Source organism: Acinetobacter sp. IK23 (assembly GCF_035615275.1).
In the GTDB taxonomy this organism is placed as follows: domain Bacteria; phylum Pseudomonadota; class Gammaproteobacteria; order Pseudomonadales; family Moraxellaceae; genus Acinetobacter; species Acinetobacter seifertii.
The window spans coordinates 121,494-145,898 of record NZ_JANBNX010000005.1; the positions used below are offsets into that span (position 1 = coordinate 121,494).

The following is a 24,405-nucleotide window of genomic DNA, read 5'->3' on the forward strand; positions in this document are numbered from 1 at the left end:
TTAATGAGCCTTGATAAACCCACTTTGATTATTCGTCAGTGGAACGATTTACAAGATTATCAAAGCAAATTCGAATTGATGAAAAACCTGACTAATCAACGTGATGAAAATACACCCGATGAGCTGTGGTTACTCCAGCATCACGAAGTTCTAACTCAAGGTCAGGCAGGAAAACCTGAGCATATTCTAATTCCATCTAACATTCCTGTGGTTCAAACTGACCGTGGTGGGCAAGTGACATGGCATGGACCTGGTCAACTCGTTGCTTACTTCATGTTTGATCTTAATCGTCTGAAGTGGAATGTGAGTACATTAGTCAGTTTTGCTGAACAATTTATGATAGATGTTTTAAAGAAATATAATATTGAAGCATATGCAAAACCTGATGCTCCAGGTGTATATGTAAATGACAGAAAAATAGGTTCCTTAGGTTTCAAAATTCGTCGTGGTCGTAGTTATCATGGTCTAGCCTTAAACCTAGACTGTGCATTAACTGGTTTTCAAACAATTAACCCATGCGGTTATGCTGGTTTGGAAATGGTTCGCATACAAGATTTGGTGACTCCATATCCATCATTTGAACAACTTTGTCAGGACTTTATTGAGTATATTAAGACATCTGGTCACTTTAATGACCCTGAAGTCAAAATTGAATAAATGATTTTGAGATGGAATAAAAATATATTAGAGTAATTACTCTAAATTTGCTTTTGCATAATTTTAAGAAGGGATAGCAAGTGATTTCGACAAAAGCTGTAAAGCCCACTCTGCAACTTGCCTACGTTAAGCTCATGATGGACGTTGTTGGTCGAGGCTTAGTCATGGCAAGTCAGGTTGATAGTGAAATACAAGAGGAAGTGTCTAAATTTCCTGTTCACTTTGTACTTTCAATGAATGTTTTCCCAAATGGACCAGCATTTTTTGCACGAGTGACAGAAGATAAACAATTAGAACTGCTGAAAAGAGCGGAAAAAAAACCTGATTTAACCATCACTTTTAAGCATGTGACACATGCATTTTTGGTGTTCTCTTTTCAGGAAAGTACCGCTCAAGCATTTGCAAATGACCGCATGATTGCTGATGGCGATGTATCCGCAGCAATTCGTTTAGTGCGCTGCCTAAATAAAATGGAATCTCTCATTTTACCAAAATTGGTAGCGTCACTTGCAGTTAAAGAATATCCAACCGAACTCACCCTAAAAGAAAAATTCAACGAAGCTGCAAATATTTACTTAAAAGTAGCTAAGTCTTACTTCAAGCGGAGCGCATAACATGGCTAAACCATATTACGAATTCTTTTGTCCTGTAAAAGTCATTGCCGGTAATGCTGCTTTAGAACATATTCCGTTTGAACTTGCAACTTTAGGTGCAAAGCGTCCACTTATCATTACAGATAAAGGTGTCCGTGCAAATGGCTTACTCAACCCTATTGAAGCTGCATTTAGCACGACTGATGCGGTGATTGGTCATGTTTTTGATGATGTCCCACCAGACTCAAGTCTTGAAGTAGTTCGTCTTGCTGCTGAAGCTTATCGCACAAATAAATGTGATGCGATTATTGCTGTTGGTGGTGGCTCTGTTATTGACACCTCTAAAGCAACCAATATTTTAGTCTCAGAAGGTGGAAATGACCTTCTTCAATATTCTGGCGCTCATAACCTACCAAAACCGTTAAAGCCATTTTTTGTGATTCCGACCACTTCAGGTACAGGTTCAGAAGTGACTATGGTTGCGGTGGTTTCCGACACACAAAAGAATGTTAAATTGGCATTTGCTTCATACTATTTAATGCCACATGCTGCAATCTTAGATCCACGCATGACATTAACATTGCCACCTCACTTGACGGCAATGACTGGTATGGATGCATTAACACACTGTGTGGAAGCATATACATGTATGGCAGCCAATCCACTCAGCGATGCTTATGCGAGTGCAGGTATTAAAAAGATTAGCGAAAATCTATTTAACGTTTTAGAAAATCCAAATGACTCACAAGGTCGTTTAGAGCTTGCACAAGCTTCCACAATGGCAGGTATCGCATTTTCCAATTCGATGGTAGGTCTTGTACACTCTTTAGGACATGCATTAGGTGCGGTCGCTCACCTGCCCCACGGTTTATGTATGAACCTATTCTTACCTTATGTGCTTGAATACAACAAACAAGTAAATGGTCAGAAAATTGGTGAGTTACTATTACCTCTAGCTGGTGCAGATATTTATGCCCAAACTCCAGCAACCCAACGTGCAGATAGAGCAATTACGACTATTCTAGCAATGCGTGATCGCTTGTTTAGCCTAACCAAGTTACCTCGTACCTTGCGCGAAACTGGTAAGGTTACTGAAGCTCAACTTGATGAAGTTGCTGAAAAAGCACTAAATGATGGCTCTATTATTTATAATCCTAAGGAAGCAAGCTTAAAAGACATACGCGAGATCTTACAAAAAGCTTGGTAACTTAAGTTTTAGATATTTAAAGTAAAACTTAAAGGTCTGATTTTTATGATAAATCAGACCTTTTTTATATCTATGAATTTTTATTCATCATTTTCTTTGGAAATATGGCAAAAAATTTGCTAAAAATTCCACGAAAGTACTGACAATTTGCATCAATTTAGGATAGATTGGCGCACTTTATCTTTTATGTAGGGGGGATCGTTCGTCTCAAACGATCCTTAACACCAAGCTGATCCTTGATCAACGATTATGAGGATAACGCCGTTGACAAACTTATCTGGGACTAAACCAACAGCTAAGCTCCAAAAGAATCTTGTGCTATGGCACATCATTATTATTGGTTTAGCTTATATTCAACCATTAACTTTATTTGATACTTTTGGTTTAGTATCAGAACGAAGTGGTGGTCATGTACCTACTTCTTATATTTTTGCGTTAGTTGCAATTTTATTGACGTCAATCAGTTATGGACACATGATCAAACGCTATCCTTCTTCAGGATCAGCATACACCTATGCCCAAAAGTCAATTCACCCTAATGTTGGTTTTATGGTGGGTTGGTCATCTTGGCTAGACTATTTACTTTCACCACTCGTCAATATCATTTTGGCCGATATTTATTTAAGAGCATTGTTTCCGGAAGTAAATAATTGGTTATGGGTTATTGGCTTAACTGCATTAATGACTGTTATTAACTTATTCGGCGCACGTTTTGTTGCTCGCTTTAACAGTACAATTGTAGTTATTCAACTTGGTGTTATTTTTTACTTTGTTTATCAAGTGTATACCTTGCTTACCCAAGGTGTATATGCTGACGGTACGCTAAATCCGGATAAGGCTGAATTATGGTCACTCACTCCTTTTTGGAATGATATGACCTCTATTAGTGCTTTGATTGGTGGTGCAACGGTACTGTGCTTTTCTTTTACAGGTTTTGATGCTTTATCTTCACTTGCCGAAGAAACAAAAGATGCAGAAAAAACACTTCCAAAAGCGATTTTTTCAACAGCACTTCTTGCTGGTGTCATTTTTATCATAAGCACTTACTTTATCCAGCTGTATTTCCCGAGCAACCCTACTACGTACTTTAAACCTTTAGATGAATCACAACCTGTGATGGTTGCAGCAATTGGTAGCATTGCATTTAAAACATTAGTTTTATACTTTGCCGTGGTTGCAGTAATGGCATCGGGTATTTCAGCACATGCTGGTGTATCTCGCTTAATGTATGTTATGGGACGTGATGGCGTTATCAATAAAAAGTTGTTTGGTCATATTAGCCCAAGATTACATACTCCAACTTACAACATTCTTATTGTTGGTGTAGTTGCGCTGTCTGCTGGCTTTTTAGACCTTGAACATATTGTTAACTTAATTAGTTTCGGGGCCTTAACTGCTTTTAGTTTTGTAAACTTCTCTGTAATTTCGCGTTATGCGCTTAGAGATGGTAAAAACAAATCTGTTAAAGATATTATTAATTACATTATTGTACCGACACTTGGTTTTGCCAGTGTGTTCCTAATGTGGTTGGAAATTGACAAGCTTGCTTTACAAATTGGCTTGGCTTGGGCAGTGGTTGGTGTAGGTTATCTTGCTTACAAGACCAAAGGCTTTAAATACAATGCTCCTCAACACAACGAGCATGAATAATAAAAAAGGCGCTCAAAGCGCCTTTTTTTATGGACTTATTATCCAAATATTTTATTTACAATACCTTGTACGCGTTTTGCATAAAGTTTTGCTGTTTCCAAGTCCCCTGTTGGAATCTCGTCTACACTTGCATCAGATGGCGACTGAACAAGTAAACCTACTGAACCGCCTAGGTTATTTACATCTTCACGTGTTGCACTTTTTGTATTTGATGGCGGCAATCCAAGACTCACCCAAATACCGCCGTGTTGTGATGCTAAAGTTTGTAATTGGATAAGCGTAACTTGCTTATCACCATTTAGACTTGCACTATTGGTAAAGCCTGCAAATACTTTATCTTCCCAACCACGTGTAAACCAAATTTTTGAAGTTGCATCAGCAAATTTTTTAAATTGCCATGGTGCTGTACCCATGTAAGTTGGAGCACCGAAAACAATACCTTTTGCATTGTTTAATGTTTCCCAATCTTGCTCAGTAATATTACCTTCCTGATCAATCTGGATAAGTTGAGCATTAATTTCATTAGCAAAAGTTTCAGCAACTACTTTCGTGTGGCCATAACCAGAGAAATATACAACCGCAATATTAGAATTAGACATGGGATAAACCTGTGTTTTATTAAATTCCATTTTATGATATATTTTAGAAACTAGGTGTCAATTAGTTACCACTTGGTAACTAGTATATTTTTTTAGAAATAAGTAGGTAAATGGTATGAATGAATGTCTAAAATACAATATTTTTCAACAACATTGCCCTGCTCGTTTATTTTTTGAAAAAATTGCAGATAAGTGGGTTTTACTCATCTTAAATATTCTTGAGGAAGAAACGCAGCACTTCAATCTACTCAAAAAGAATATTCAAGGTATTTCACCTAAAGTCTTGTCACAAAAGTTAAAAATGCTAGAAAGAGATGGCTTTATCGAACGCAAGATTCAAGACACTTCACCTATTCGTGTTGACTATTCACTTACACCATTAGGCCAAAATGTCGCTTCAATGGCCTTCCAATTAAAAGAATGGGCTGAAACAAACATTGAGCAAGTTTTAGCAGCACAAATCACCTATGATGAAAAAGTACTAGAACAAGCTTAAATTAAAATTAGATTAAAAAAATAAGGCCTTTACTGGCCTTATTTTTTATTTAAAGAGTTAACAAATTAACCTAAATTTTTAAAACCTTGCTGACGCCATGCTTCGTAAACAATTACAGCCGTTGCGTTAGACAAATTCAAACTTCTAGAGTTTTCAGCCATAGGCAAGCGAATCCACTGCTCTTGAGGGAACATCAAACGAACATGCTCAGGCAAGCCGCGTGTTTCTGGCCCCATCAGTAAAGCCACAGGTCGATTCAAATCAACTGTATGCGGAGTTGCAGAACCCTTTGTCGTTAGAGGAAAGACATGCTCAACACCTTTTGACTTTAAGTCTGCGAGGCATGCTTCAATATTGTCCCAAATCTGCATTCTTGCCCATTCATGATAATCAAGCCCTGCACGTTTAAGCTTTTTATCATCAAGCTCAAAACCTAAAGGCTTAACCAAATGCAATTGAGCCCCTGTATTCGCACATAGTCGAATAATATTTCCTGTGTTTGCAGGAATCTCAGGCTCGTATAGAACAACATGAATCACTTAATTACTCACTTAAATTACTTTTTGGTTAACTCAGGCAATCATTAACTTGATCAAAGATAATTATTAGCCCATTAGTTCCACTGTAACTGTTCACGCAGACGCACGACCTCACCAATAATCGTGAGAGTCGGCGCATGAATTTGATGTTCTGTCACTTTAGATGCGATATCAGCAAGTGACCCCACCACAACCTTTTGTTCAGGGGTTGTACCCTTTGAAATTAATGCAACTGGCATATCTGGGCGCTGTCCGTGAGCGATTAATTGCTCACAAATACGTTCCAAGCCTACTAAGCCCATATAAAGAACTAAAGTCTGGTTCTCATATACCAGCTCATTCCAAGGAAGCTCAGGAGAACCTTCTTTTAAATGGCCAGTTAGGAAACGTACACTCTGCGCATAATCACGATGAGTGAGCGGAATACCCGCATAAGCTGAACAGCCTGATGCTGCAGTAATCCCCGGAACCACCTGAAATGGCACACCAGCTTGGAATAATTCTTGGATCTCTTCACCACCACGCCCAAAAATAAACGGATCACCACCTTTTAAACGACAAACGCGCTTTCCTTGTTGAGCATATTCAACGAGTAAAGCATTGATCCCATCTTGGGGAACCGAATGATTTGAGCGAGCTTTTCCGACATATATTTTTGTCGAGTCTCGACGGCATAACTCTAAAATAGGTTGAGATACCAAACGATCATAAATGACCACATCAGCTTGCTGCATTAAACGTAAAGCTTTTAAGGTAAGCAGTTCAGGATCACCAGGACCTGCGCCCACTAAATAAACTTCACCTTTAGGTGCTTTCCACTCCTGCAATGCTTGTTCAAGCATGCTATCGGCAACATCTAGGTTATCGTTAAAAACCTGCTCTTTTAAGGGACTTGCATACAAGTTTTCCCAAAAAATACGGCGTTCATCGGGATTAGAAATTTTTTCTTTAACCTTATTTCGCCATTTTCCTGAAAACTCAGCTAACTTCCCCATTCCATGCGGAATGGATATCTCTAACTGTGTGCGGATTTGACGAGATAAAACAGGAGATGTCCCATTTGAAGCAACCGAAATCACTAAAGGTGAACGGTCAATAATCGCAGGAACCATAAAACGGCAATGTGGAATATCGTCAACACTGTTTACGAGTAAATTACGTACTTCACATTGCTCGAAGACTGTTTTATTGACTTGCGGATCATTGGTCGCGGCAATGACGAGTCGATATGGTGTACTTAAAAACTTTTCAGAGAAAACTTCAACAAAATGCTGACCATTTGTTGTTGTTACTAATTGCAGAAGCTGTTCTTCAATTTCAGGAGCAACAATATCAATTATTGCTCCCGCCTTAGCTAATAAGGTTGCCTTGCGTAAAGCAATATGCCCTCCGCCCACAATCAGACAACGTTGCTGCTGCAACTTCAAAGAGATTGGAAAAATATCCACCTTAAACCTCTACATCAATCATCTGATTATGTTTAAGCAAAAAACGTGCACAATTTAGATGCAAAGTTTAGTCAATAAACGTTACACCACCCATATATGGGCGTAATACTTCTGGAATCTCAATTGAGCCGTCTTCACGTTGGTAATTTTCCATAACTGCAAGCAAAGTACGTCCTACTGCAAGACCTGAGCCGTTTAGCGTATGCACTAATTCAGTCTTCTTCTGATCCATACGGAAGCGCGCTTTCATACGACGTGCTTGGAAATCCCCCATATTAGAGCAGCTTGAAATCTCACGATATGTATTTTGGCTTGGAACCCATACTTCTAAGTCGTAAGTTTTCATCGCACCAAAGCCCATATCACCACCACAGAGCAAAATTTTGCGGTATGGCAAACCAAGTGCCTGCAAAATACCCTCGGCATGTGCAGTGAGTTCTTCAAGTGCCTGCATAGATGTTTCAGGTTTAACGATTTGCACCATTTCAACTTTATCAAATTGGTGCTGACGGATTAAGCCACGTGTATCACGTCCATAAGAACCAGCTTCACTACGGAAACATGGTGTATGCGCTGCATATTTTAGTGGTAAACGGTCTGCATCAATGATTTCGTCGCGAACAAAATTTGTGACAGGAACTTCAGCTGTAGGAATAAGGTAGTATTCTTTTTCGCCTTGAAGTTTAAATAAATCTTCTTCAAATTTTGGTAATTGTCCTGTCCCACGAAGTGAGTCAGCATTAACCAAATAAGGCACGTAAGCTTCAGTATAGCCATTCTTTAAAGTATGGGTATCAAGCATGAACTGAGTTAAAGCACGTTGTAGACGCGCTAAAGGCCCCTTCAACACGCTGAAACGTGAACCGGTAAGTTTGGTCGCAGTTTCAAACTCTAGGCCGCCCATCCACTCGCCTAAATCAGTATGATCTTTGATTTCAAAATCGAACTGACGAGGTGTACCCCATTTTGAGATTTCAACGTTATCACTTTCATCTTTACCAACTGGAACAGATTCATCTGGTAAGTTTGGAATGCTTAGTGCTTTTTGCTCAATCTCATTTTGTAGTTCTGATAAAGCAACTTCAGCAGCTTTAATCTCATCACCAATGGCCTGCATACGTGCCATGATTTCAGAAGCATCGCCACCGGATTTTTTAATCTGACCCACTTGTTTAGCACCGGCATTTCGCTCTGCCTGTAACTTTTCAGTTTTTGATTGCAAGTCTTTACGGCGAGTTTCTAAAGATGCCCATTCTTGGACATCTAGCTGAACACCACGTTTTGCCAAAGCTGCATTAACGACTTCAATATTATTTCTGAGTAACTTAGGGTCGATCATAATTAATCATAATATGGGTAAAAAACTGGCTATAGTGTAAGCCCTTAGCACTAAAAAATATAGTGATCATCTTCATATCGAATAGCTTTCACACAATTCCGAGAAGAGACCACATATTTTACATGTTGTAGTTTGGCACACTTGGTAAATACTCAGGTTTAATGAACTTAGCTGCCTCAAAATACGGCAGTGTTAATTCAGTCATACCCTCTGCATAAGAAGCCAATTCATAAACTGGATAAACAAAAACAATCCCATTGGCACCATAGTAGTAATTATCACTTAACTGTAGTTTTTCACGGGTAATATTGTGGTCTTGAAGCCAGTTGATATTCGCATCAAAAAGTGCATCAACAAGTTGTTTTTCTACATCTGGCTTAATAAGCTCAGCAACAGTAATGTGCTTTTTATTTAATAAATCGAAATTTACAAATTCTTGATGTGACATGCCATGTGCTGCACCTGCGGAGTATGAGTATGTCTGTAAGGCAAAGGTTGCAAGATTATAATTTTGTCCTAAATAACGAACATAAATTGCACTTTGACTTGAACGAGGCTCTCCCTCTGGTACTTCAACAGGTTTATCAGCCAAGTTTGCAAAAGCATTCGGGTCTGCCTTTTTTATACGGTTCGTAAAATAATCATTAATCCATTTTTCATTCGTTTGTACTGTCTGGAAATCATATTCAGTACAGCCATCTTCAAGGCAAACTTTAGACTTTGGTAATTTTACTGGAATTACTTTTGCCTGAATAACAGGAACTTCTGCTTGTTTTTGCTCTTTTACTGAAGCACTAGATGCGGGTTGCTCATCTTTAGCTGCAGATTTTGGCTGACAGCCACTTACTGCCACCATGGCAGCTACTATAGGAAGAATGAAAATAATTTTCTTGTCGTAAAGTCGCATGTTAATCCCCGTATATTCTCTTTTATCACTATACAAGGCGTAAGAATAAGACGGGGTTAAAAAATGTATCTAGGGTTGATATATAAAAAGAAAGCCACCTGAAATGGTGGCTTTCTTAAAGAGTCAGAATAATTATTGATCAATAATATCGGTGCCTTTAGGAGGCGTAAAATTAAAAGTAGAAGCTGGAATTGAAGCATTCACTTTCACATTATTAAATTTCACGTAAGTGGTTTGACCTAAAGAATCTTGTAGCACCATTAACGTAGGTGCTTTGTTTGCACCAAAACTAATCGTTAAACTTTGAAAAGCGCCATCTTCTTTTTTAGGGAATAAAGTGAAGTATAACTTAGACTTATCTGGCTGAGTCACTCGATAAGACTTCATGATTTGATTAGTATTACCAGAGAGCAATAAAGCTGGTGTATCGGCTACTTGTGAATCTAAGCTTTGACGTACGGCTTGTTGTAAATCAGGATCATAAATCCAGACTGTTTTACCACTAGTTACAATAGTCTGTTTAGACGGGCTCACAGTTTCCCAATAAAATTTCCCTGGACGTTCGACCTTCATAGACCCCTTAAACGTCTGGTTCATATGCTGAGCACCTAAACCTTTTTTCTGTACCATAGTTTTTGTATTAGATTTCGTTGTTTGCTCAAAATCGGCAGTTAAACGTTGTAATCCTGACAACTGATTTACCAAGTTCCCAATTGCCTGTTGCTCCGGTGCTGCTACTGGTGCAGCGAACGCTGTAGTACTCATTACAGGAGCAAGCACTGACGCGCTGAGTGTAATAGCACACATAGTTTTACGAAGCATATTCATGTCATCACCTTTTTAGTTGCTGTAAGATAACCTATTAAGCTTTGATTAGAACAAGCAGAATAAGCTCTTCATTTCATGACCCATATTAACCGACAAACTCAGTGCTAATCATTGAGAAAATAAGATATTTTGTTATGTTATTCATATTGTTTGTAGAATTTCATTCATCATGATGAAGATAAAATTAATGAAGTTCCATAAAAAAAGCCCACAAAATGTGGGCTTTTTTTTAAAGCTAAAACTTAAACAGCTTCAACTTTTACGTAGCGACGGCCAAATTGACCTTTCACTTCGAATTTTACTACGCCGTCAGCAGTAGCAAATAAAGTATGGTCACGGCCCATACCAACATTTGCACCAGCGTGGAATTCAGTACCACGTTGACGAACGATGATGTTACCAGCAGTTACAGTTTGACCACCGTAAACTTTAACACCTAACATTTTTGGGTTTGAATCACGACCGTTCTTCGTCGATCCACCGGCTTTTTTAGTTGCCATGTCTCTTACTCCTCGTGATTAGCCTGAAATACCAGTAATTTTCAACTCAGTGAACCATTGACGGTGACCTTGTTGCTTACGGTAGTGTTTACGACGACGCATTTTGATAATGCGGATTTTGTCGTGACGACCATGACCAATCACTTCTGCAGTTACTTTAGCGCCAGCTACAACTGGAGCACCGATTTGAATGCTGTCACCATTTACAACCATTAATACATCATCAAATGTAATAGTTGCGCCAGACTCAGCTTTCAATAATTCAACTTTAAGGGTTTCACCCTCAACTACACGGTGCTGTTTACCACCGCTTTGGATTACTGCGTACATAATGTACTCCAATCAGCCCGTGTCGTCGTGTCGATAAAGGGATATATCGATCTTAAAACGAACGCCACTGGGGTTATACAAGGCGACAGATTTTAAGTGAAATTTGATCAAACGACAAGTGCTTTATCTTTATCTATACAACTAGAGGTGGTTATTCTTACACAATAAAAACAGCTTCGATTCGAATTTAGTACTTTTCATTGATTCTGAATAGAATTTAAAATAAAGTTCCAATCACAACTTGCAACAAGAACAAGCTGTATTCATGTTGACGTTATTAAAATTTATTGTTTTGTCGGAAACACATCGTTTTGCCGAAATAAAGAACAAAGAACTCTTCATGAATATACAATGATGAATATCAATTGCTTGTTTCCCTGTTTAATGCACTTTTAATTGATACACTAACGCCAATTATTACCTATACGGGGTTTTTCTTCATATGGTCATCGATTTTAAGCAAGACATTCTCGCTCCTGTTGCTACAGACTTTGCTGCGATGGATCACTTGATTAATGAAGGAATTAGCTCAAAAGTCGGCTTGGTCATGTCGGTAAGTAAACATGTTGTTGAAGCTGGCGGCAAACGTATGCGCCCAATCATGTGTCTACTTGCAGCACGCGCTTGTGGCCTCGACAATATGCAAAATGCACAGCGTCTGGCAGCCATTATTGAAATGCTCCATACAGCAACTTTAGTGCATGATGATGTGGTCGATGAATCGGGGCTTCGACGTGGCCGTCCTACTGCCAATGCGACTTGGAACAACCAAACTGCCGTGTTAGTGGGTGATTTCCTTATTGCTCGCGCTTTTGATCTATTGGTCGACTTAAACAACATGACCTTATTAAAAGACTTCTCAACAGGTACATGTGAAATTGCAGAAGGTGAAGTATTACAGCTTCAATCTCAGCATCAACCCGATACAACTGAAGAAACATATTTAAAAATTATTCACGGTAAAACTTCTCGTTTATTTGAACTTGCAACTGAAGGTGCTGCTATTTTGGCGGGCCAAGAAGCCTACCGCGAATCTTTAAGATTATTTGCAGGTCACTTCGGAAATGCATTCCAAATTATTGACGATATTTTAGACTACACGTCGGATGCTGAAACATTAGGTAAAAATATTGGTGATGATTTGATGGAAGGTAAACCTACTTTACCGTTAATTTCAGCATTAGCACATTCAACAGGTGAAGAACACGCCATTATTCGTCGTAGTATTGCGACTGGTGGAGTTGATCAATTATCAAAAGTCATTGAAATTGTGCAAAAGTCTGGCGCTTTAGATTATTGCCAGCGTCGTGCCCAAGAAGAAACAGAAGCAGCACTGCAAGCCTTATCTATCTTACCTGATACACCTTATCGTCAGGCATTGATGAATTTAACTCGGCTTGCATTACATCGAATACAGTAGATACTATTTTGCCTATGCATATAAATTTTTCAGATCATTTTTTAAAAATCCAGAAACAGCTTGAAAATCCTCAAGCTGTTATTGATGAAAATATACTTATTGATTTAGTCAATGCTTTACGGCCATCCGATCCTCACGGTACGGAGGAGATACAACAAAAAATACAAGCATTTATTGACAGCCTTTTACTTACCCCTACCGCTTCAGCTCTCTTACAATCCTTTTTATTACGTTTAATTAATCAATATAAGCAAGTGAGCTTATATGCAGATAGCGGAATTCTGTCTTTAGATGGTTTCTGGAATCAGCTTGGGCAAAGACTCGGTGGCCATTTCCTGCCACTTATTGAAGATTCAAGTCAACTCAAAATTTTGATTGGGAAAATTTTTTATTTAGAAAGTGATTCAATCTGGTTGAATCATATTGATGATAAAAATTGGGCAACATTATTCGGACTTATTGGACAAAGTAATAGTAACGTCGATGAAAAACACGCTATTCAACGAGAGATGATTAAGGCTATTACCGTCTTGTCTTATCGGATTAGCGGTATTGGTCTTTATCCCGAGTTTATTAATGCTCAACCAGAACTAACTGAATACGAATCACCTTTTTTGGTACAAAACCGCGAAATTATTGAGTTTATCGAAAAATATAAAAAACAAGATATTTCTCAACATGATACTGTCGTAACAGTACCTCCAGATGCTTCTCAAGCCTTTGTAATGTTAGAACAATGTCGAGATGTTGTTTTAAAAATACGTCGAGCCACCAAAAGAATCGGTGTTAGTTTAAGTTTGACTTATTTATTGTCTTTGCTTGAGCAGTGTTTAGACCGAATTGAATTATTACTTTATCTAGTTGTAGACGACAGTGAAGGACGCTACGTTTCTTTAGGAAACCTAATTTCGGACTTAACTAAAGCCCATTATAGTGAAAAAAGTGTTCGCTCTTTATTAAGCACCACCAGTGAACTCATCGCGTTTCAGGTTACAGAAAATGCGAGCCGTACCGGTGAACATTATGTAAGTACAGACACTAAAGGCTTTTGGGGAATGTACAAAGCTGCTGCTGGTGCAGGTGTCATTATTGCCTGTATGGCAACATTAAAGATTCTTGCTGCACGAATGACAATGGCACCGCTCATGCAAGCCTTTACGTTCAGTATGAACTATTCACTTGGTTTTATTCTGATTCACGTACTGCACTTTACCGTTGCAACAAAACAGCCAGCAATGACCGCTGCTGCACTCGCTGCAACTGTACAGCAGCGTAAAGGCTCTAAAACTGCACAAATTGCAGAATTAGCAGCACTTATTATCAATATTATTCGAACTCAGTTTATTGCTATTTTGGGTAACATCTCAATTGCGATTCCTACTGCCGCGCTCATTACTTTTGCTTGGCAGTTTTACCTAGATGAGCCTTTATTAACCCATACCAAAGCAACCTATTTATTACATAGCTTAAATCCTTTTACGTCGTTAGCAGTTCCACATGCAGCAATTGCAGGTGTGTGTTTGTTCTTGTCGGGTCTGATTGCAGGCTATTTCGATAATATGGCTGTTTATAGAAAAGTTGGACCACGTTTAAAAGCTCATCGCCGACTACGCAGTTTATTTGGACAAGAACGTCTTAATCGTTTTGCTGAATATATTGAACGTAACTTAGGTGCACTTGCGGGTAACTTTCTATTTGGTGTCATGCTAGGAAGTATGGGAACCATAGGTTTCATCCTTGGTCTACCTCTTGATATTCGACATATTGCCTTTGCTTCAGCGAACTTCATACAAGGTTTAATGACCATTAATGGTAGCCCTGATATTGGTTTGATTATAGTTTCGTTTTTAGGTGTGCTCTGTATCGGCCTCACCAACTTATTCGTAAGTTTCACCTTAACGATTATTGTAGCCCTACGCGCACGCCGAGTTCGCTTTGAACAATGGAAACCTTTAGCCAAACTAGTCATGACCCATTTTCTTACACATCCAAGCGATTTCTTTTGGCCACCCAAACAGCCACTAGAACTCGAAGAAAATACACAAGCCAGTAGCGGTAAAAAAGCAGAACACTGAGTTTTGCTTTGTACATAAAATGTGAATTTCGTCAATTTTGTTGTGATTGTTTTTCCAAATGTTAAAAAAATTTCAAAATGAATTTACGATGATCTATCAGGCTTGAAAAAAAGTGTACTGGCAAGTACACTTTCAACGGCGTTCAATAGTGAAAAAACTATATGAATGAGCAAAGGTGTGTTTATGCCCTATCTATTGCTTTGTATTGGTTGTGTTTTTTTAGGATTAGGTGTTCTTGGTCTTTTTGTACCAAGTCTTCAATCTTTGGACTTGCTCACCGTTCAAACATTGAGTCATCATCGTTTAGATTATCTTAATAGTATAACTACCTTTCTTGCACGCGTAGGCGGCATGCCTTTTGTATGTTTTTTATCCTTTCTAGTATGTGTATATTTAGCATGGTATAAAAAATTTATTACTGTTATTTTCATTAGCTTGGGAGTTATCGGCAGTATCACCATTGGTTGGCTGCTCAAATGGTGTGTTAACCGGCCTAGACCTCCTGCGGCATATCATATTGTTGAAAGTTACGGTGCATCGTTCCCAAGTGCACACAGTGTTTATGCATCAACACTGGCTTGTCTGGCAATGATTATGTTATGCCATAAGCACAACACTAACTCTCCTTATATTGTTTTGATCTCCTGTCTTTGGTTTGTGTGTATGGGGCTTTCAAGAATATATGCAGGAGTTCATTTCCCAACAGATGTACTCGCTGGTTGGGGCATTGGTTTTATTTGGATTGCACTGCTTTGGCTCTGGTTATTACAAACACAAAGTAGGTTAAGTAGAAAACAAATATATTTTTAGATTTTATCTAAACGAGGTGGAACAATGATGTCGGCTAAGCTTTGGGCACCAGCCCTTACTGCTTGCGCATTAGCAACAAGTATCGCACTTGTTGGTTGTAGCAAAGGCTCCGATGAGAAACAGCAAGCTGCTGCTGCTCAGAAAATGCCGCCTGCAGAAGTAGGTGTTATTGTTGCTCAACCACAAAGTGTTGAACAAAGCGTTGAGCTTTCAGGCCGTACTTCAGCATATCAAATTTCTGAAGTTCGCCCTCAAACAAGTGGCGTGATTTTAAAACGTTTATTTGCTGAAGGAAGCTACGTTCGTGAAGGTCAGGCACTGTATGAGCTTGACTCTAGAACGAACCGCGCAACGTTAGAAAATGCAAAAGCATCTCTCCTACAACAACAGGCAAATCTAGCTTCACTACGTACCAAGTTAAATCGTTACAAACAACTTGTTTCTAGTAATGCTGTGTCTAAACAGGAATATGATGATTTACTTGGTCAAGTTAATGTTGCAGAAGCACAAGTTGCTGCAGCTAAGGCTCAAGTAACAAATGCAAATGTAGATCTTGGTTATTCTACAATTCGCTCTCCTATTTCTGGGCAATCTGGACGTTCGACAGTAACAGCTGGTGCTTTGGTTACTGCAAATCAGACTGATCCGTTAGTGACAATTCAACAGTTAGATCCAATCTATGTTGATATTAATCAGTCTAGTGCTGAATTATTGCGTTTACGTCAACAATTGAGTAAAGGCAGTCTGAATAATAGTAACAACACGAAAGTAAAATTAAAGCTTGAAGATGGTTCTACCTACCCAATCGAAGGCCAGCTTGCTTTCTCTGATGCTTCTGTAAACCAAGATACAGGAACAATTACATTACGTGCCGTATTCTCTAACCCGAATCATCTGTTACTTCCGGGTATGTATACCACTGCACAAATTGTTCAGGGTGTTGTTCCAAATGCTTATCTGATCCCACAAGCAGCCATTACACGTCTACCTACAGGTCAAGCTGTAGCAATGCTTGTTAATGCTAAAGGGGCTGTTGAGAGTCGTCCTGTTGAAACCTCAGGTGTTCAAGGACAAAACTGGATTGTGACAAACGGCTTAAAAGCCGGTGATAAAGTCATTGTTGATGGTGTTGCCAAAGTTAAAGAAGGGCAAGAAGTATCGGCAAAACCTTATCAAGCTCAACCAGCAAATCCTCAAGGTGCAGCACCAAATGCTGCTAAACCGGCTCAATCAGGTAAACCTCAAGCAGAACAGAAAGCAGCTTCAAATGCATAAGGGGTAGATTGAATGGCACAATTTTTTATTCATCGCCCCATCTTTGCGTGGGTGATTGCATTAGTCATTATGTTGGCGGGTATTCTCACGCTAACAAAAATGCCTATTGCACAGTATCCAACGATTGCACCACCGACTGTCACGATTGCTGCGACTTACCCTGGTGCATCGGCTGAAACCGTTGAAAATACCGTAACCCAGATCATTGAACAACAAATGAATGGTCTTGATGGCTTACGCTATATTTCATCTAACAGTGCTGGTAATGGTCAGGCATCTATTCAGTTAAACTTTGAGCAAGGGGTTGACCCTGATATTGCACAAGTTCAGGTTCAAAACAAATTGCAATCTGCAACTGCTCTTCTACCTGAAGATGTACAACGTCAAGGTGTAACTGTTACTAAATCTGGTGCCAGCTTCTTGCAAGTTATTGCATTTTACTCACCAGATAACAGCCTTTCAGACTCAGACATTAAAGACTATGTAAACTCGACAATTAAAGAACCGCTTAGCCGTGTTGCTGGTGTTGGTGAGGTACAAGTATTTGGTGGTTCATACGCAATGCGTATTTGGCTTGATCCGGCCAAACTAACAAGTTATCAACTCACTCCAACTGATATTGCGACTGCGTTACAAGCACAAAATTCGCAAGTTGCTGTAGGTCAGTTAGGTGGCGCACCTGCCGTACAAGGTCAAGTACTTAACGCAACAGTAAACGCACAAAGCTTGTTACAGACTCCTGAGCAGTTTAAAAATATCTTCTTAAAGAACACAGCATCTGGTGCTGAAGTTCGTTTAAAAGATGTTGCTCGCGTAGAGTTAGGTTCTGATAACTACCAGTTCGACTCAAAATTTAATGGTAAACCAGCAGGCGGTCTTGCAATTAAAATTGCAACCGGTGCTAACGCACTAGATACAGCTGCTGCTGTTGAACAACGTTTATCTGAATTACGTAAGAACTATCCAGCAGGTCTTGCTGATAAGTTGGCTTATGACACGACTCCATTCATCCGTCTTTCAATTGAAAGTGTAGTACACACATTAATTGAAGCTGTGATTTTGGTATTCATCGTCATGTTCCTATTTTTACAAAACTGGCGCGCAACGATTATTCCAACGCTTGCAGTTCCAGTAGTTGTATTAGGAACATTTGCTGTTATTAATATTTTCGGTTTCTCGATTAACACTTTAACCATGTTTGCTATGGTATTGGCAATCGGTCTTCTGGTCGATGACGCCATTGTTGTAGTCGAAAACGTTGAACGTGTAATGAGCGAAGACCATACCGATCCGGTTACGGCAACTTCTCGTTCAATGCAGCAGATTTCTGGTGCGTTAGTGGGTATTACCAGTGTATTGACAGCGGTATTCGTACCAATGGCCTTCTTTGGTGGTACAACGGGTGTAATTTACCGTCAATTCTCGATTACCCTTGTAACAGCAATGGTTCTATCGCTAATTGTAGCGTTAACATTCACCCCTGCACTTTGTGCAACTATTTTAAAACAGCATGATCCGAACAAAGAACCAAGCAATAATATCTTTGCTCGTTTCTTTAGAAGCTTTAACAATGGTTTTGACCGCATGTCGCATAGCTACCAAAATGGTGTTAGTCGCATGCTTAAAGGCAAAATCTTCTCTGGCATTCTTTATGCTGTTGTAGTTGCCCTTTTAGTATTCCTGTTCCAAAAACTCCCATCTTCATTCTTACCAGAAGAAGATCAGGGCGTTGTAATGACACTTGTTCAACTACCTCCTAATGCAACGCTTGACCGCACAGGTAAAGTGATTGATACCATGACAAACTTCTTTATGAATGAAAAAGACACTGTTGAGTCTGTCTTTGCCGTTTCTGGTTTCTCATTCACAGGTGTGGGTCAAAATGCTGGTATTGGATTTATTAAGTTAAAAGACTGGAGCAAGCGTACATCACCAGAAACTCAAATCGGTGCATTAATTAAACGTGGTATGGCATTAAATATGATCGTTAAAGACGCATCTTATATCATGCCATTACAACTACCAGCGATGCCTGAATTGGGTGTAACTGCCGGATTTAACTTACAGCTTAAAGATTCAAGTGGTCAAGGCCATGAGAAACTGATCGCCGCTCGTAACACGATTTTAGGTCTTGCATCACAAGATAAACGCCTTATGGGTGTGCGTCCGAATGGTCAGGAAGATACACCTCAGTATCAAATTAATGTAGATCAGGCTCAAGCTGGCGCAATGGGTGTGAGCATTGCTGACATCAACAATACAATGCGTATTGCATGGGGTGGTGCATACATTAACGACTTCGTTGACCGTGGCCGTGTGAAAAAAGTTTATGTTCAAGGTGATGCGGGTAGCCGTATGATGCCTGAAGACTTAAACAAGTGGTATGTACGTAATAACAAAGGTGAAATGGTTCCATTCTCTGCATTTGCTACTGGTGAATGGACTTATGGTTCTCCTCGTCTTGAACGTTATAACGGCGTATCATCGGTCAACATTCAAGGTACTCCTGCAACTGGCGTGAGCTCTGGTGATGCCATGAAAGCAATGGAAGAAATTATTGGTAAGTTACCATCTATGGGCTTACAAGGTTTCGACTATGAATGGACAGGTTTATCACTTGAAGAACGTGAGTCTGGTGCTCAAGCTCCATTCTTATATGCGCTTTCATTGTTAATCGTATTCCTTTGCTTAGCAGCATTGTATGAAAGCTGGTCAATTCCATTCTCGGTTTTACTGGTGGTACCACTTGGTGTCATTGGTGCGATCGTATTGACTTACTTGGGTATGATTATTAAAGGAGATCCAAATCTCTCAAATAACATTTACTTCCAAGTAGCAATTATTGCGGTGATCGGTCTTTCTGCAAAAAATGCGATCTTGATTGTCGAGTTCGCAAAAGAGCTGCAAGAGAAAGGTGAAGACTTGCTTGATGCAACTTTACATGCTGCAAAAATGCGTTTACGCCCAATTATCATGACGACCCTTGCCTTCGGTTTCGGTGTACTTCCACTTGCTCTTTCAACAGGTGCTGGTGCAGGAAGTCAACACTCTGTAGGCTTTGGTGTACTTGGTGGCGTACTCAGTGCAACGTTCTTAGGTATCTTCTTTATCCCTGTATTCTATGTGTGGATTCGTAGTATCTTTAAGTACAAACCAAAAACCATAAACACTCAGGAGCATAAATCGTGATGCAAAAAGTATGGTCTATTTCAGGTCGTAGCATTGCGGTATCTGCACTTGCGCTTGCTTTGGCAGCTTGTCAAAGCATGCGCGGCCCAGAACCAGTCGTGAAAACCGATATACCACAAAGCTATGCATATAACAGCGCTTCTGGTACGTCTATTGCTGAACAAGGTTATAAGCAGTTCTTTGCTGATCCTCGTTTGCTCGAAGTGATTGACTTGGCTCTTGCCAACAACCGTGACTTGCGTACAGCAACGCTCAATATTGAACGTGCTCAAGAGCAATATCAGATTACAAAGAACAATCAGCTTCCAACTATTGGTGCAAGCGCTAGTGCGATTCGTCAAGTTACTCCAAGCAGTAATCCAAATAACCCCTACTCTACTTATCAAGTAGGTTTGGGTGTAACTGCTTACGAGCTTGATTTTTGGGGTCGTGTTCGTAGTCTAAAAGATGCTGCTTTAGATAGTTATCTTTCAACTCAAAGTGCTCGCGATTCGACTCAAATCAGTCTTATTAGCGAAGTTGCTCAAGCATGGTTAAATTATTCGTTTGCAACAGCAAACTTACGACTTGCAGAGCAAACACTTAAAGCACAGCAAGACTCTTACAATCTCAACAAAAAACGTTTTGATGTAGGTATCGACAGTGAAGTTCCATTACGTCAGGCACAGATTTCTGTAGAAACTGCACGTAATGACGTAGCAAACTACAAAACACAGATTGCCCAAGCACAAAACTTGTTGAACTTACTTGTGGGTCAACCAGTTGCACAAAACTTGTTGCCTACACAACCAGTAAAACGTGTTGCTCAGCAAAATGTATTCACTGCTGGTTTACCAAGTGACTTACTTAACAACCGTCCAGATGTAAAAGCGGCTGAATATAACTTAAGCGCTGCGGGTGCGAATATTGGTGCTGCAAAAGCACGTTTATTCCCAACCATTAGCTTAACGGGTTCAGCTGGTTATGCATCAACTGACTTAAGTGATCTATTTAAGTCCGGTGGTTTTGCATGGTCAATTGGCCCAAGTTTAGATTTACCAATCTTTGACTGGGGCACTCGTCGTGCCAATGTAAAAATTTCTGAAACTGATCAGAAAATTGCATTGTCTAATTATGAAAAATCAGTTCAATCTGCGTTCCGCGAAGTGAATGATGCACTTGCTACACGTGCCAACATTGGTGACCGTTTAACAGCACAACAACGTTTGGTAGAAGCAACTAACCGCAACTACACACTTTCAAATGCTCGCTTCCGTGCTGGTATTGATAGTTACCTGACTGTTCTTGATGCACAGCGTTCATCTTATTCAGCAGAACAAGGTTTGTTATTGCTTCAACAAGCAAACTTAAACAACCAAATCGAGTTATATAAAACTCTAGGTGGTGGTTTAAAATCAAACTCTTCAGATACAGTGGTACATCAACCATCAAGTGCTGAACTGAAAAAACAATAAGCTTTAAATCTGATTTTCATAAAAGCTCACTTCGGTGGGCTTTTTTATTGCAACTCATCTGAATATTTTCTATCTTGAATCTTTAAAAATGTCGATTGATAAAAAACAATGTTATTAAGTAATTTAGAAAACGTTCCAGGCCATCAAATTTTAAAACAACTCGATGTTGTGTATGGAAGCACTGTTCGTAGCAAACATGTGGGCCGTGACCTCATGGCAAGTTTAAAAAATATTGTGGGTGGTGAACTTACAGGCTACACCGAACTTTTAGAAGAATCCCGCCAAGAAGCCATGGATCGTATGATTGCCAAAGCCCAACAGCTTGGTGCGAATGCAATTGTTGGTATTCGTTTTTCAACTTCAAACATCGCCCAAGGCGCTTCCGAGCTATTTGTATATGGCACAGCAGTCGTTGTGCAACCTCAAACTCCACATCTACCAGATCCATTTAAAGTATAGGTAGAAAATGGACAATCTTATTTTTCAGCTTGTTGTTTTCCTTATTCTTTTTAGCATTGGATGGGCTTTTGGCCGCCATATTGAGCGAAAGCATTTGAATGAACTTCTAGAAAAAGAGCAACAATTTGCCCATATCAGAATTGATACCAACCGTTTTGCAACAAGTGATCAGTTAGGTCATTTTATTAGCAGTAATGTAGTCATTTCACATGACTATTTTAAATATGTACTGGCTTCTATAAAAAACGTTTTAGGTGGTCGTCTTAGCAGTTATGAAAGTATTGTTGAGCGTGCTCGTCGCGAAGCGATTATTCGTTTAAAACAACAAGCACATAGTGTAGGTGCGAACCATATTATGGGAGTTCGGCTGAGTACAACCGAACTCGGTATGCAAGGCGGAATGGTTGAGGTTTTCGCTTATGGTACAGCAGTCAGAGACTAGCACTGCCCCATAGCAGAAAAGTGAATACGTGGATTGCCAATATTTTTAGTTAAGTGTTGGCAAATTCCGGTAATTTTCCATTTGTCCAGTTGTTTTGCCAAAGTAAAATAATAGCGACCAAAAGAATGAAAATAATCATTTTCCGAAAAACGGTAAATTTGATAATTACACTCTAGCCATGCTCGGTCTTGTTCAATCCGAATAAGAGGATTACTCAAATTGTGCTGTAGTCGTAAATGCGACAAAGCTTGTTGCCGAGAACCTTTAAATTCATGACAAGACACCACACATAAAGGTTCTCCTCTAAACTGGAAATAGTCCACCTCAAGTTGATCGGCCAATAACTCATCAAACGCATCCCAATTTTTCTGGTCAAAGACCAATTGAAAACGCGTTACAACGTCTAAGATACGATGGTAGTCTTGATCCATGGCGAACCTTCTATGTGGGTTTTCCATCAATTTAGCACGGCGAAATCTCTTTTTTATTTCACTTTTGTTTTTCGAATCATTTTATAGAGTAATTTCGGGGACATACGGGAAACCATCACACCCAGTTTTTCTTTCGTGCCGCCCACTACTATATACTCTTGCCCTTGCATTAACGCCTTAACTGACTGTTCTGCAAAAAAATCTGCTTCTAATCCATTTTCAATTGCTTCATCTTGATGGCCCTGAGGCTGCCCTGCACCATTTAATGCATTAAAAGAAACATTGGTTTTTACAAAGCCCGGGAAAATCACAGAAACTTCAACGCCCTGATCTGAAACTTCGGCACGTAAACTGTTGGCCCACATATGAATAGCAGCCTTAGCAGCCGAATAACTTGCACGGTACTGTGTACCTAATAGCCCTGCTACACTAGAGACAAATACAACTCGGCCAGACTTTTGTTTGAGCATGGTCGGCAGCACAGTTTTAGTTAATGCGACTTGTGAGAAATAGTCCACTTCCATAATGGCTCTTTCAGTTTCCATTGTGGTGTCCTGAATCAAAGCACGTTGACTTAAACCCGCATTATTAATAAGCCAGTCGATTCGGCCTTTGGCTTTTAAAATCTGCTCATACGCTTCTTGAACTTGCTCTTGCTTGGTAATGTCTGCAACTACCGACAAATGCTGGTCTGGATGGAGTAAACCAACGCGAACTTCTTCTAATTCTTCAAAGCGGCGTGAAGTTAAAATCACTTGAGCACCTTGCAGAGCAAACTCACCAGCTAAAGCTTTACCTAATCCAGAAGATGCTCCCGTAATCCACACCACTTTATTTTGCAAAGTATCAAGTTTGGCCATTTTAACTTCCTATTATCTTTTTAAATTATGCTGCTTGATGCATGAAGGCCAAAAAGTGGTTGATATAATGAGTTGCTGTGGTCTGATCAACCTGCGTCCCCAATTTTTCCAAACGTTTATAGCCCAAATGCGTTGTCATATTAATGACCCCATTTAGGGTTTTATCGACAACCAAATTAAATTTTAAACGTTTTTTAGGTTCACGTACTAGGCTTGTTACGCCTAAATCCACAATTTGAATCAAGGTTTGAAAAGCTTCTTCTACGCTTTGCATATTGCCTGCACGTATTTGCTCGGTCAGTGTTTGAGCTTGTTGCACAAGTTGTTGGGTTATGGGGTATGTAATATAAACATCTTGCTCACGTTCTTTCATGAGTGAGGTCATATAATCAACCAAAGGTAAAAGTCGTTCATTACCAAAAAAAGAGACTGACCAAGGCATATACTTTCGGAAAGTATCTAAAATTTGTTGAAGAACTTTCTCGGACTCATGACGCTGTTTCTCAGTCATAGCCGAGTTGTCTTGCTCTGCCTGCAACAATACCGAGAATACTTGCTCAATAATTTCACAAGATAAATCGGAAAGAACATTACCTAATACTTTGGATTGGCTTTCTTTTATCCCAGCGTGCAATTTCTCTCGAATCGCAGCAAATTGCGTATAGGTCGAGTCGGAAATTTTTAAGAAAACTTTATAGCTCATGAGTTGCATCCCTTATCAATTCTTTTGTAATTTTTGTGCCTTGTCGCTACACGATTAAATTGTATTCCATGCTTCATAAATCTACCGTTTTTTGAAAAAAATACAAAACCGTTTATCTGTTTTCAGCACATTAATTTCGAGGCATTTTTTTGCTACAATAGATGCAATTTTTTATGCATATTCGATCTAAGCTA

Annotated in this window: 24 protein-coding genes and 1 pseudogene; 14 read left to right on the forward strand and 11 right to left on the reverse strand. The window is 39.5% G+C overall.

Translation table 11 applies throughout. The features are described 5' to 3' along the window. Positions 1-3 precede the first annotated feature (3 nt). The 4 genes from lipB to MSG95_RS05865 all read left to right on the forward strand — a co-directional run bounded on the left by lipB (position 4) and on the right by MSG95_RS05865 (position 4,107). Positions 4-657, forward strand: coding sequence for a lipoyl(octanoyl) transferase LipB (lipB, locus tag MSG95_RS05850; protein ID WP_324624619.1), 654 nt, complete (start codon positions 4-6; stop codon positions 655-657). A gap of 80 nt (positions 658-737) precedes the next feature. Next, the gene (locus MSG95_RS05855) at positions 738-1,271 is read left to right on the forward strand and encodes a hypothetical protein (RefSeq protein ID WP_004705882.1); all 534 of its coding nucleotides are present in this window, start codon (positions 738-740) and stop codon (positions 1,269-1,271) included. Between the two features lies 1 nt (position 1,272). Next, on the forward strand, positions 1,273-2,457 hold the full coding sequence (locus MSG95_RS05860; protein ID WP_004705881.1) for an iron-containing alcohol dehydrogenase: 1,185 nt from the start codon (positions 1,273-1,275) through the stop codon (positions 2,455-2,457). A gap of 264 nt (positions 2,458-2,721) precedes the next feature. Continuing rightward, positions 2,722-4,107, forward strand: coding sequence for an APC family permease (locus tag MSG95_RS05865; protein ID WP_004705879.1), 1,386 nt, complete (start codon positions 2,722-2,724; stop codon positions 4,105-4,107). A 38-nt stretch (positions 4,108-4,145) separates the two neighbouring features. Here MSG95_RS05865 and MSG95_RS05870 read toward each other — a convergent pair whose 3' ends face one another. Further along, on the reverse strand, positions 4,146-4,706 hold the full coding sequence (locus tag MSG95_RS05870) for a flavodoxin family protein (RefSeq protein WP_004705878.1): 561 nt from the start codon (positions 4,704-4,706) through the stop codon (positions 4,146-4,148). 115 nt (positions 4,707-4,821) lie between these two features. On the opposite strand from MSG95_RS05870, the gene MSG95_RS05875 reads away from it, so the two are divergent. Then, positions 4,822-5,202 carry a winged helix-turn-helix transcriptional regulator gene (locus MSG95_RS05875; RefSeq protein ID WP_004705877.1) on the forward strand — a complete coding sequence of 127 codons (381 nt, stop codon included), beginning with the start codon at positions 4,822-4,824 and terminating at the stop codon, positions 5,200-5,202. 65 nt (positions 5,203-5,267) lie between these two features. Here the strand turns inward: MSG95_RS05875 and MSG95_RS05880 are convergent, their stop codons facing one another. The 7 genes from MSG95_RS05880 to rplU form a co-directional block, all read right to left on the reverse strand. Beyond that, entirely contained in the window at positions 5,268-5,741 is a 474-nt protein-coding gene (locus MSG95_RS05880) for a tRNA (cytidine(34)-2'-O)-methyltransferase (protein ID WP_002051239.1), read from the reverse strand. 74 nt (positions 5,742-5,815) lie between these two features. Beyond that, the gene (gene cysG, locus MSG95_RS05885; RefSeq protein WP_004705875.1) at positions 5,816-7,189 is read right to left on the reverse strand and encodes a siroheme synthase CysG; all 1,374 of its coding nucleotides are present in this window, start codon (positions 7,187-7,189) and stop codon (positions 5,816-5,818) included. Positions 7,190-7,256: 67 nt separating this feature from the next. Continuing rightward, positions 7,257-8,528 (reverse strand): serine--tRNA ligase, encoded by a 1,272-nt coding sequence (gene serS, locus MSG95_RS05890; protein WP_004705874.1) that lies wholly within the window; start codon positions 8,526-8,528, stop codon positions 7,257-7,259. A gap of 118 nt (positions 8,529-8,646) precedes the next feature. Then, positions 8,647-9,435: an RsiV family protein gene (locus tag MSG95_RS05895; protein ID WP_004705873.1), complete on the reverse strand. Its 789-nt coding sequence runs from the start codon at positions 9,433-9,435 to the stop codon at positions 8,647-8,649. A gap of 132 nt (positions 9,436-9,567) precedes the next feature. Further along, complete coding sequence (gene lolA, locus MSG95_RS05900) at positions 9,568-10,263, reverse strand: outer membrane lipoprotein chaperone LolA (RefSeq protein ID WP_004705872.1); 696 nt, start codon at positions 10,261-10,263, stop codon at positions 9,568-9,570. Positions 10,264-10,505: 242 nt separating this feature from the next. Continuing rightward, the gene (gene rpmA / locus MSG95_RS05905) at positions 10,506-10,763 is read right to left on the reverse strand and encodes a 50S ribosomal protein L27 (RefSeq protein WP_004705871.1); all 258 of its coding nucleotides are present in this window, start codon (positions 10,761-10,763) and stop codon (positions 10,506-10,508) included. A gap of 18 nt (positions 10,764-10,781) precedes the next feature. Then, positions 10,782-11,093, reverse strand: a complete 312-nt coding sequence (gene rplU / locus MSG95_RS05910; protein ID WP_004705870.1) for a 50S ribosomal protein L21 — start codon at positions 11,091-11,093, stop codon at positions 10,782-10,784. Positions 11,094-11,189: 96 nt separating this feature from the next. Between rplU and MSG95_RS05915 the strand changes: the two are divergent. The 9 genes and pseudogenes from MSG95_RS05915 to MSG95_RS05955 all read left to right on the forward strand — a co-directional run bounded on the left by MSG95_RS05915 (position 11,190) and on the right by MSG95_RS05955 (position 22,217). After that, positions 11,190-11,489: pseudogene (locus MSG95_RS05915) on the forward strand (hypothetical protein). Between the two features lie 46 nt (positions 11,490-11,535). Beyond that, positions 11,536-12,513, forward strand: a complete 978-nt coding sequence (sdsA, locus tag MSG95_RS05920; RefSeq protein WP_004705869.1) for an All-trans-nonaprenyl-diphosphate synthase — start codon at positions 11,536-11,538, stop codon at positions 12,511-12,513. Positions 12,514-12,527: 14 nt separating this feature from the next. Then, positions 12,528-14,588: a site-specific recombinase gene (locus MSG95_RS05925; protein ID WP_004705867.1), complete on the forward strand. Its 2,061-nt coding sequence runs from the start codon at positions 12,528-12,530 to the stop codon at positions 14,586-14,588. Between the two features lie 183 nt (positions 14,589-14,771). Continuing rightward, positions 14,772-15,398 carry a phosphatase PAP2 family protein gene (locus tag MSG95_RS05930; RefSeq protein WP_004705866.1) on the forward strand — a complete coding sequence of 209 codons (627 nt, stop codon included), beginning with the start codon at positions 14,772-14,774 and terminating at the stop codon, positions 15,396-15,398. Positions 15,399-15,422: 24 nt separating this feature from the next. Beyond that, positions 15,423-16,673, forward strand: coding sequence for a multidrug efflux RND transporter periplasmic adaptor subunit AdeI (adeI, locus tag MSG95_RS05935; protein WP_004705865.1), 1,251 nt, complete (start codon positions 15,423-15,425; stop codon positions 16,671-16,673). Between the two features lie 12 nt (positions 16,674-16,685). Beyond that, a complete protein-coding gene (adeJ, locus tag MSG95_RS05940; protein ID WP_004705864.1) occupies positions 16,686-19,862 on the forward strand; it encodes a multidrug efflux RND transporter permease subunit AdeJ in 3,177 nt (1,058 codons plus the stop codon). After that, positions 19,862-21,316 (forward strand): multidrug efflux RND transporter outer membrane channel subunit AdeK, encoded by a 1,455-nt coding sequence (gene adeK / locus MSG95_RS05945; protein ID WP_004705863.1) that lies wholly within the window; start codon positions 19,862-19,864, stop codon positions 21,314-21,316. Before adeJ ends, adeK begins: the two co-directional genes overlap by 1 nt. 108 nt (positions 21,317-21,424) lie before the next feature. Further along, a complete protein-coding gene (locus MSG95_RS05950) occupies positions 21,425-21,775 on the forward strand; it encodes a YbjQ family protein (protein WP_004705862.1) in 351 nt (116 codons plus the stop codon). Positions 21,776-21,782: 7 nt separating this feature from the next. After that, the gene (locus MSG95_RS05955; protein WP_004705861.1) at positions 21,783-22,217 is read left to right on the forward strand and encodes a YbjQ family protein; all 435 of its coding nucleotides are present in this window, start codon (positions 21,783-21,785) and stop codon (positions 22,215-22,217) included. On the opposite strand, the gene MSG95_RS05960 is transcribed toward MSG95_RS05955, so the two are convergent. Genes MSG95_RS05960 through MSG95_RS05970 form a run of 3 tightly spaced genes read right to left on the reverse strand, consistent with a single transcriptional unit; the run spans position 22,214 to position 24,211 of the window. Beyond that, entirely contained in the window at positions 22,214-22,648 is a 435-nt protein-coding gene (locus MSG95_RS05960; RefSeq protein WP_324624620.1) for a nuclear transport factor 2 family protein, read from the reverse strand. The two genes, MSG95_RS05955 and MSG95_RS05960, sit on opposite strands and share 4 nt — an antisense overlap. 53 nt (positions 22,649-22,701) lie before the next feature. Continuing rightward, on the reverse strand, positions 22,702-23,508 hold the full coding sequence (locus tag MSG95_RS05965) for an SDR family NAD(P)-dependent oxidoreductase (RefSeq protein ID WP_004705858.1): 807 nt from the start codon (positions 23,506-23,508) through the stop codon (positions 22,702-22,704). A 25-nt stretch (positions 23,509-23,533) separates the two neighbouring features. Further along, complete coding sequence (locus MSG95_RS05970) at positions 23,534-24,211, reverse strand: hypothetical protein (protein WP_004705857.1); 678 nt, start codon at positions 24,209-24,211, stop codon at positions 23,534-23,536. Positions 24,212-24,405: the final 194 nt, after the last annotated feature.

Excerpts from the sequence above, each read along its gene's own strand:
- MSG95_RS05950 (WP_004705862.1), top strand. The coding sequence starts at position 21,425 with ATGTTATTAAGTAATTTAGAAAACGTTCCAGGCCATCAAATTTTAAAA.
- MSG95_RS05875 (WP_004705877.1), top strand. The coding sequence starts at position 4,822 with ATGAATGAATGTCTAAAATACAATATTTTTCAACAACATTGCCCTGCT.
- adeI (WP_004705865.1), top strand. The coding sequence starts at position 15,423 with ATGATGTCGGCTAAGCTTTGGGCACCAGCCCTTACTGCTTGCGCATTA.
- adeJ (WP_004705864.1), top strand. The coding sequence starts at position 16,686 with ATGGCACAATTTTTTATTCATCGCCCCATCTTTGCGTGGGTGATTGCA.
- adeK (WP_004705863.1), top strand. The coding sequence starts at position 19,862 with ATGCAAAAAGTATGGTCTATTTCAGGTCGTAGCATTGCGGTATCTGCA.
- rplU (WP_004705870.1), bottom strand. The coding sequence starts at position 11,093 with ATGTACGCAGTAATCCAAAGCGGTGGTAAACAGCACCGTGTAGTTGAG.
- rpmA (WP_004705871.1), bottom strand. The coding sequence starts at position 10,763 with ATGGCAACTAAAAAAGCCGGTGGATCGACGAAGAACGGTCGTGATTCA.
- MSG95_RS05970 (WP_004705857.1), bottom strand. The coding sequence starts at position 24,211 with ATGAGCTATAAAGTTTTCTTAAAAATTTCCGACTCGACCTATACGCAA.
- MSG95_RS05965 (WP_004705858.1), bottom strand. The coding sequence starts at position 23,508 with ATGGCCAAACTTGATACTTTGCAAAATAAAGTGGTGTGGATTACGGGA.
- MSG95_RS05925 (WP_004705867.1), top strand. The coding sequence starts at position 12,528 with ATGCATATAAATTTTTCAGATCATTTTTTAAAAATCCAGAAACAGCTT.
- lolA (WP_004705872.1), bottom strand. The coding sequence starts at position 10,263 with ATGAATATGCTTCGTAAAACTATGTGTGCTATTACACTCAGCGCGTCA.
- lipB (WP_324624619.1), top strand. The coding sequence starts at position 4 with ATGAGCCTTGATAAACCCACTTTGATTATTCGTCAGTGGAACGATTTA.
- serS (WP_004705874.1), bottom strand. The coding sequence starts at position 8,528 with ATGATCGACCCTAAGTTACTCAGAAATAATATTGAAGTCGTTAATGCA.
- sdsA (WP_004705869.1), top strand. The coding sequence starts at position 11,536 with ATGGTCATCGATTTTAAGCAAGACATTCTCGCTCCTGTTGCTACAGAC.
- MSG95_RS05960 (WP_324624620.1), bottom strand. The coding sequence starts at position 22,648 with ATGGATCAAGACTACCATCGTATCTTAGACGTTGTAACGCGTTTTCAA.
- MSG95_RS05955 (WP_004705861.1), top strand. The coding sequence starts at position 21,783 with ATGGACAATCTTATTTTTCAGCTTGTTGTTTTCCTTATTCTTTTTAGC.
- MSG95_RS05870 (WP_004705878.1), bottom strand. The coding sequence starts at position 4,706 with ATGTCTAATTCTAATATTGCGGTTGTATATTTCTCTGGTTATGGCCAC.
- MSG95_RS05930 (WP_004705866.1), top strand. The coding sequence starts at position 14,772 with ATGCCCTATCTATTGCTTTGTATTGGTTGTGTTTTTTTAGGATTAGGT.
- MSG95_RS05895 (WP_004705873.1), bottom strand. The coding sequence starts at position 9,435 with ATGCGACTTTACGACAAGAAAATTATTTTCATTCTTCCTATAGTAGCT.
- MSG95_RS05860 (WP_004705881.1), top strand. The coding sequence starts at position 1,273 with ATGGCTAAACCATATTACGAATTCTTTTGTCCTGTAAAAGTCATTGCC.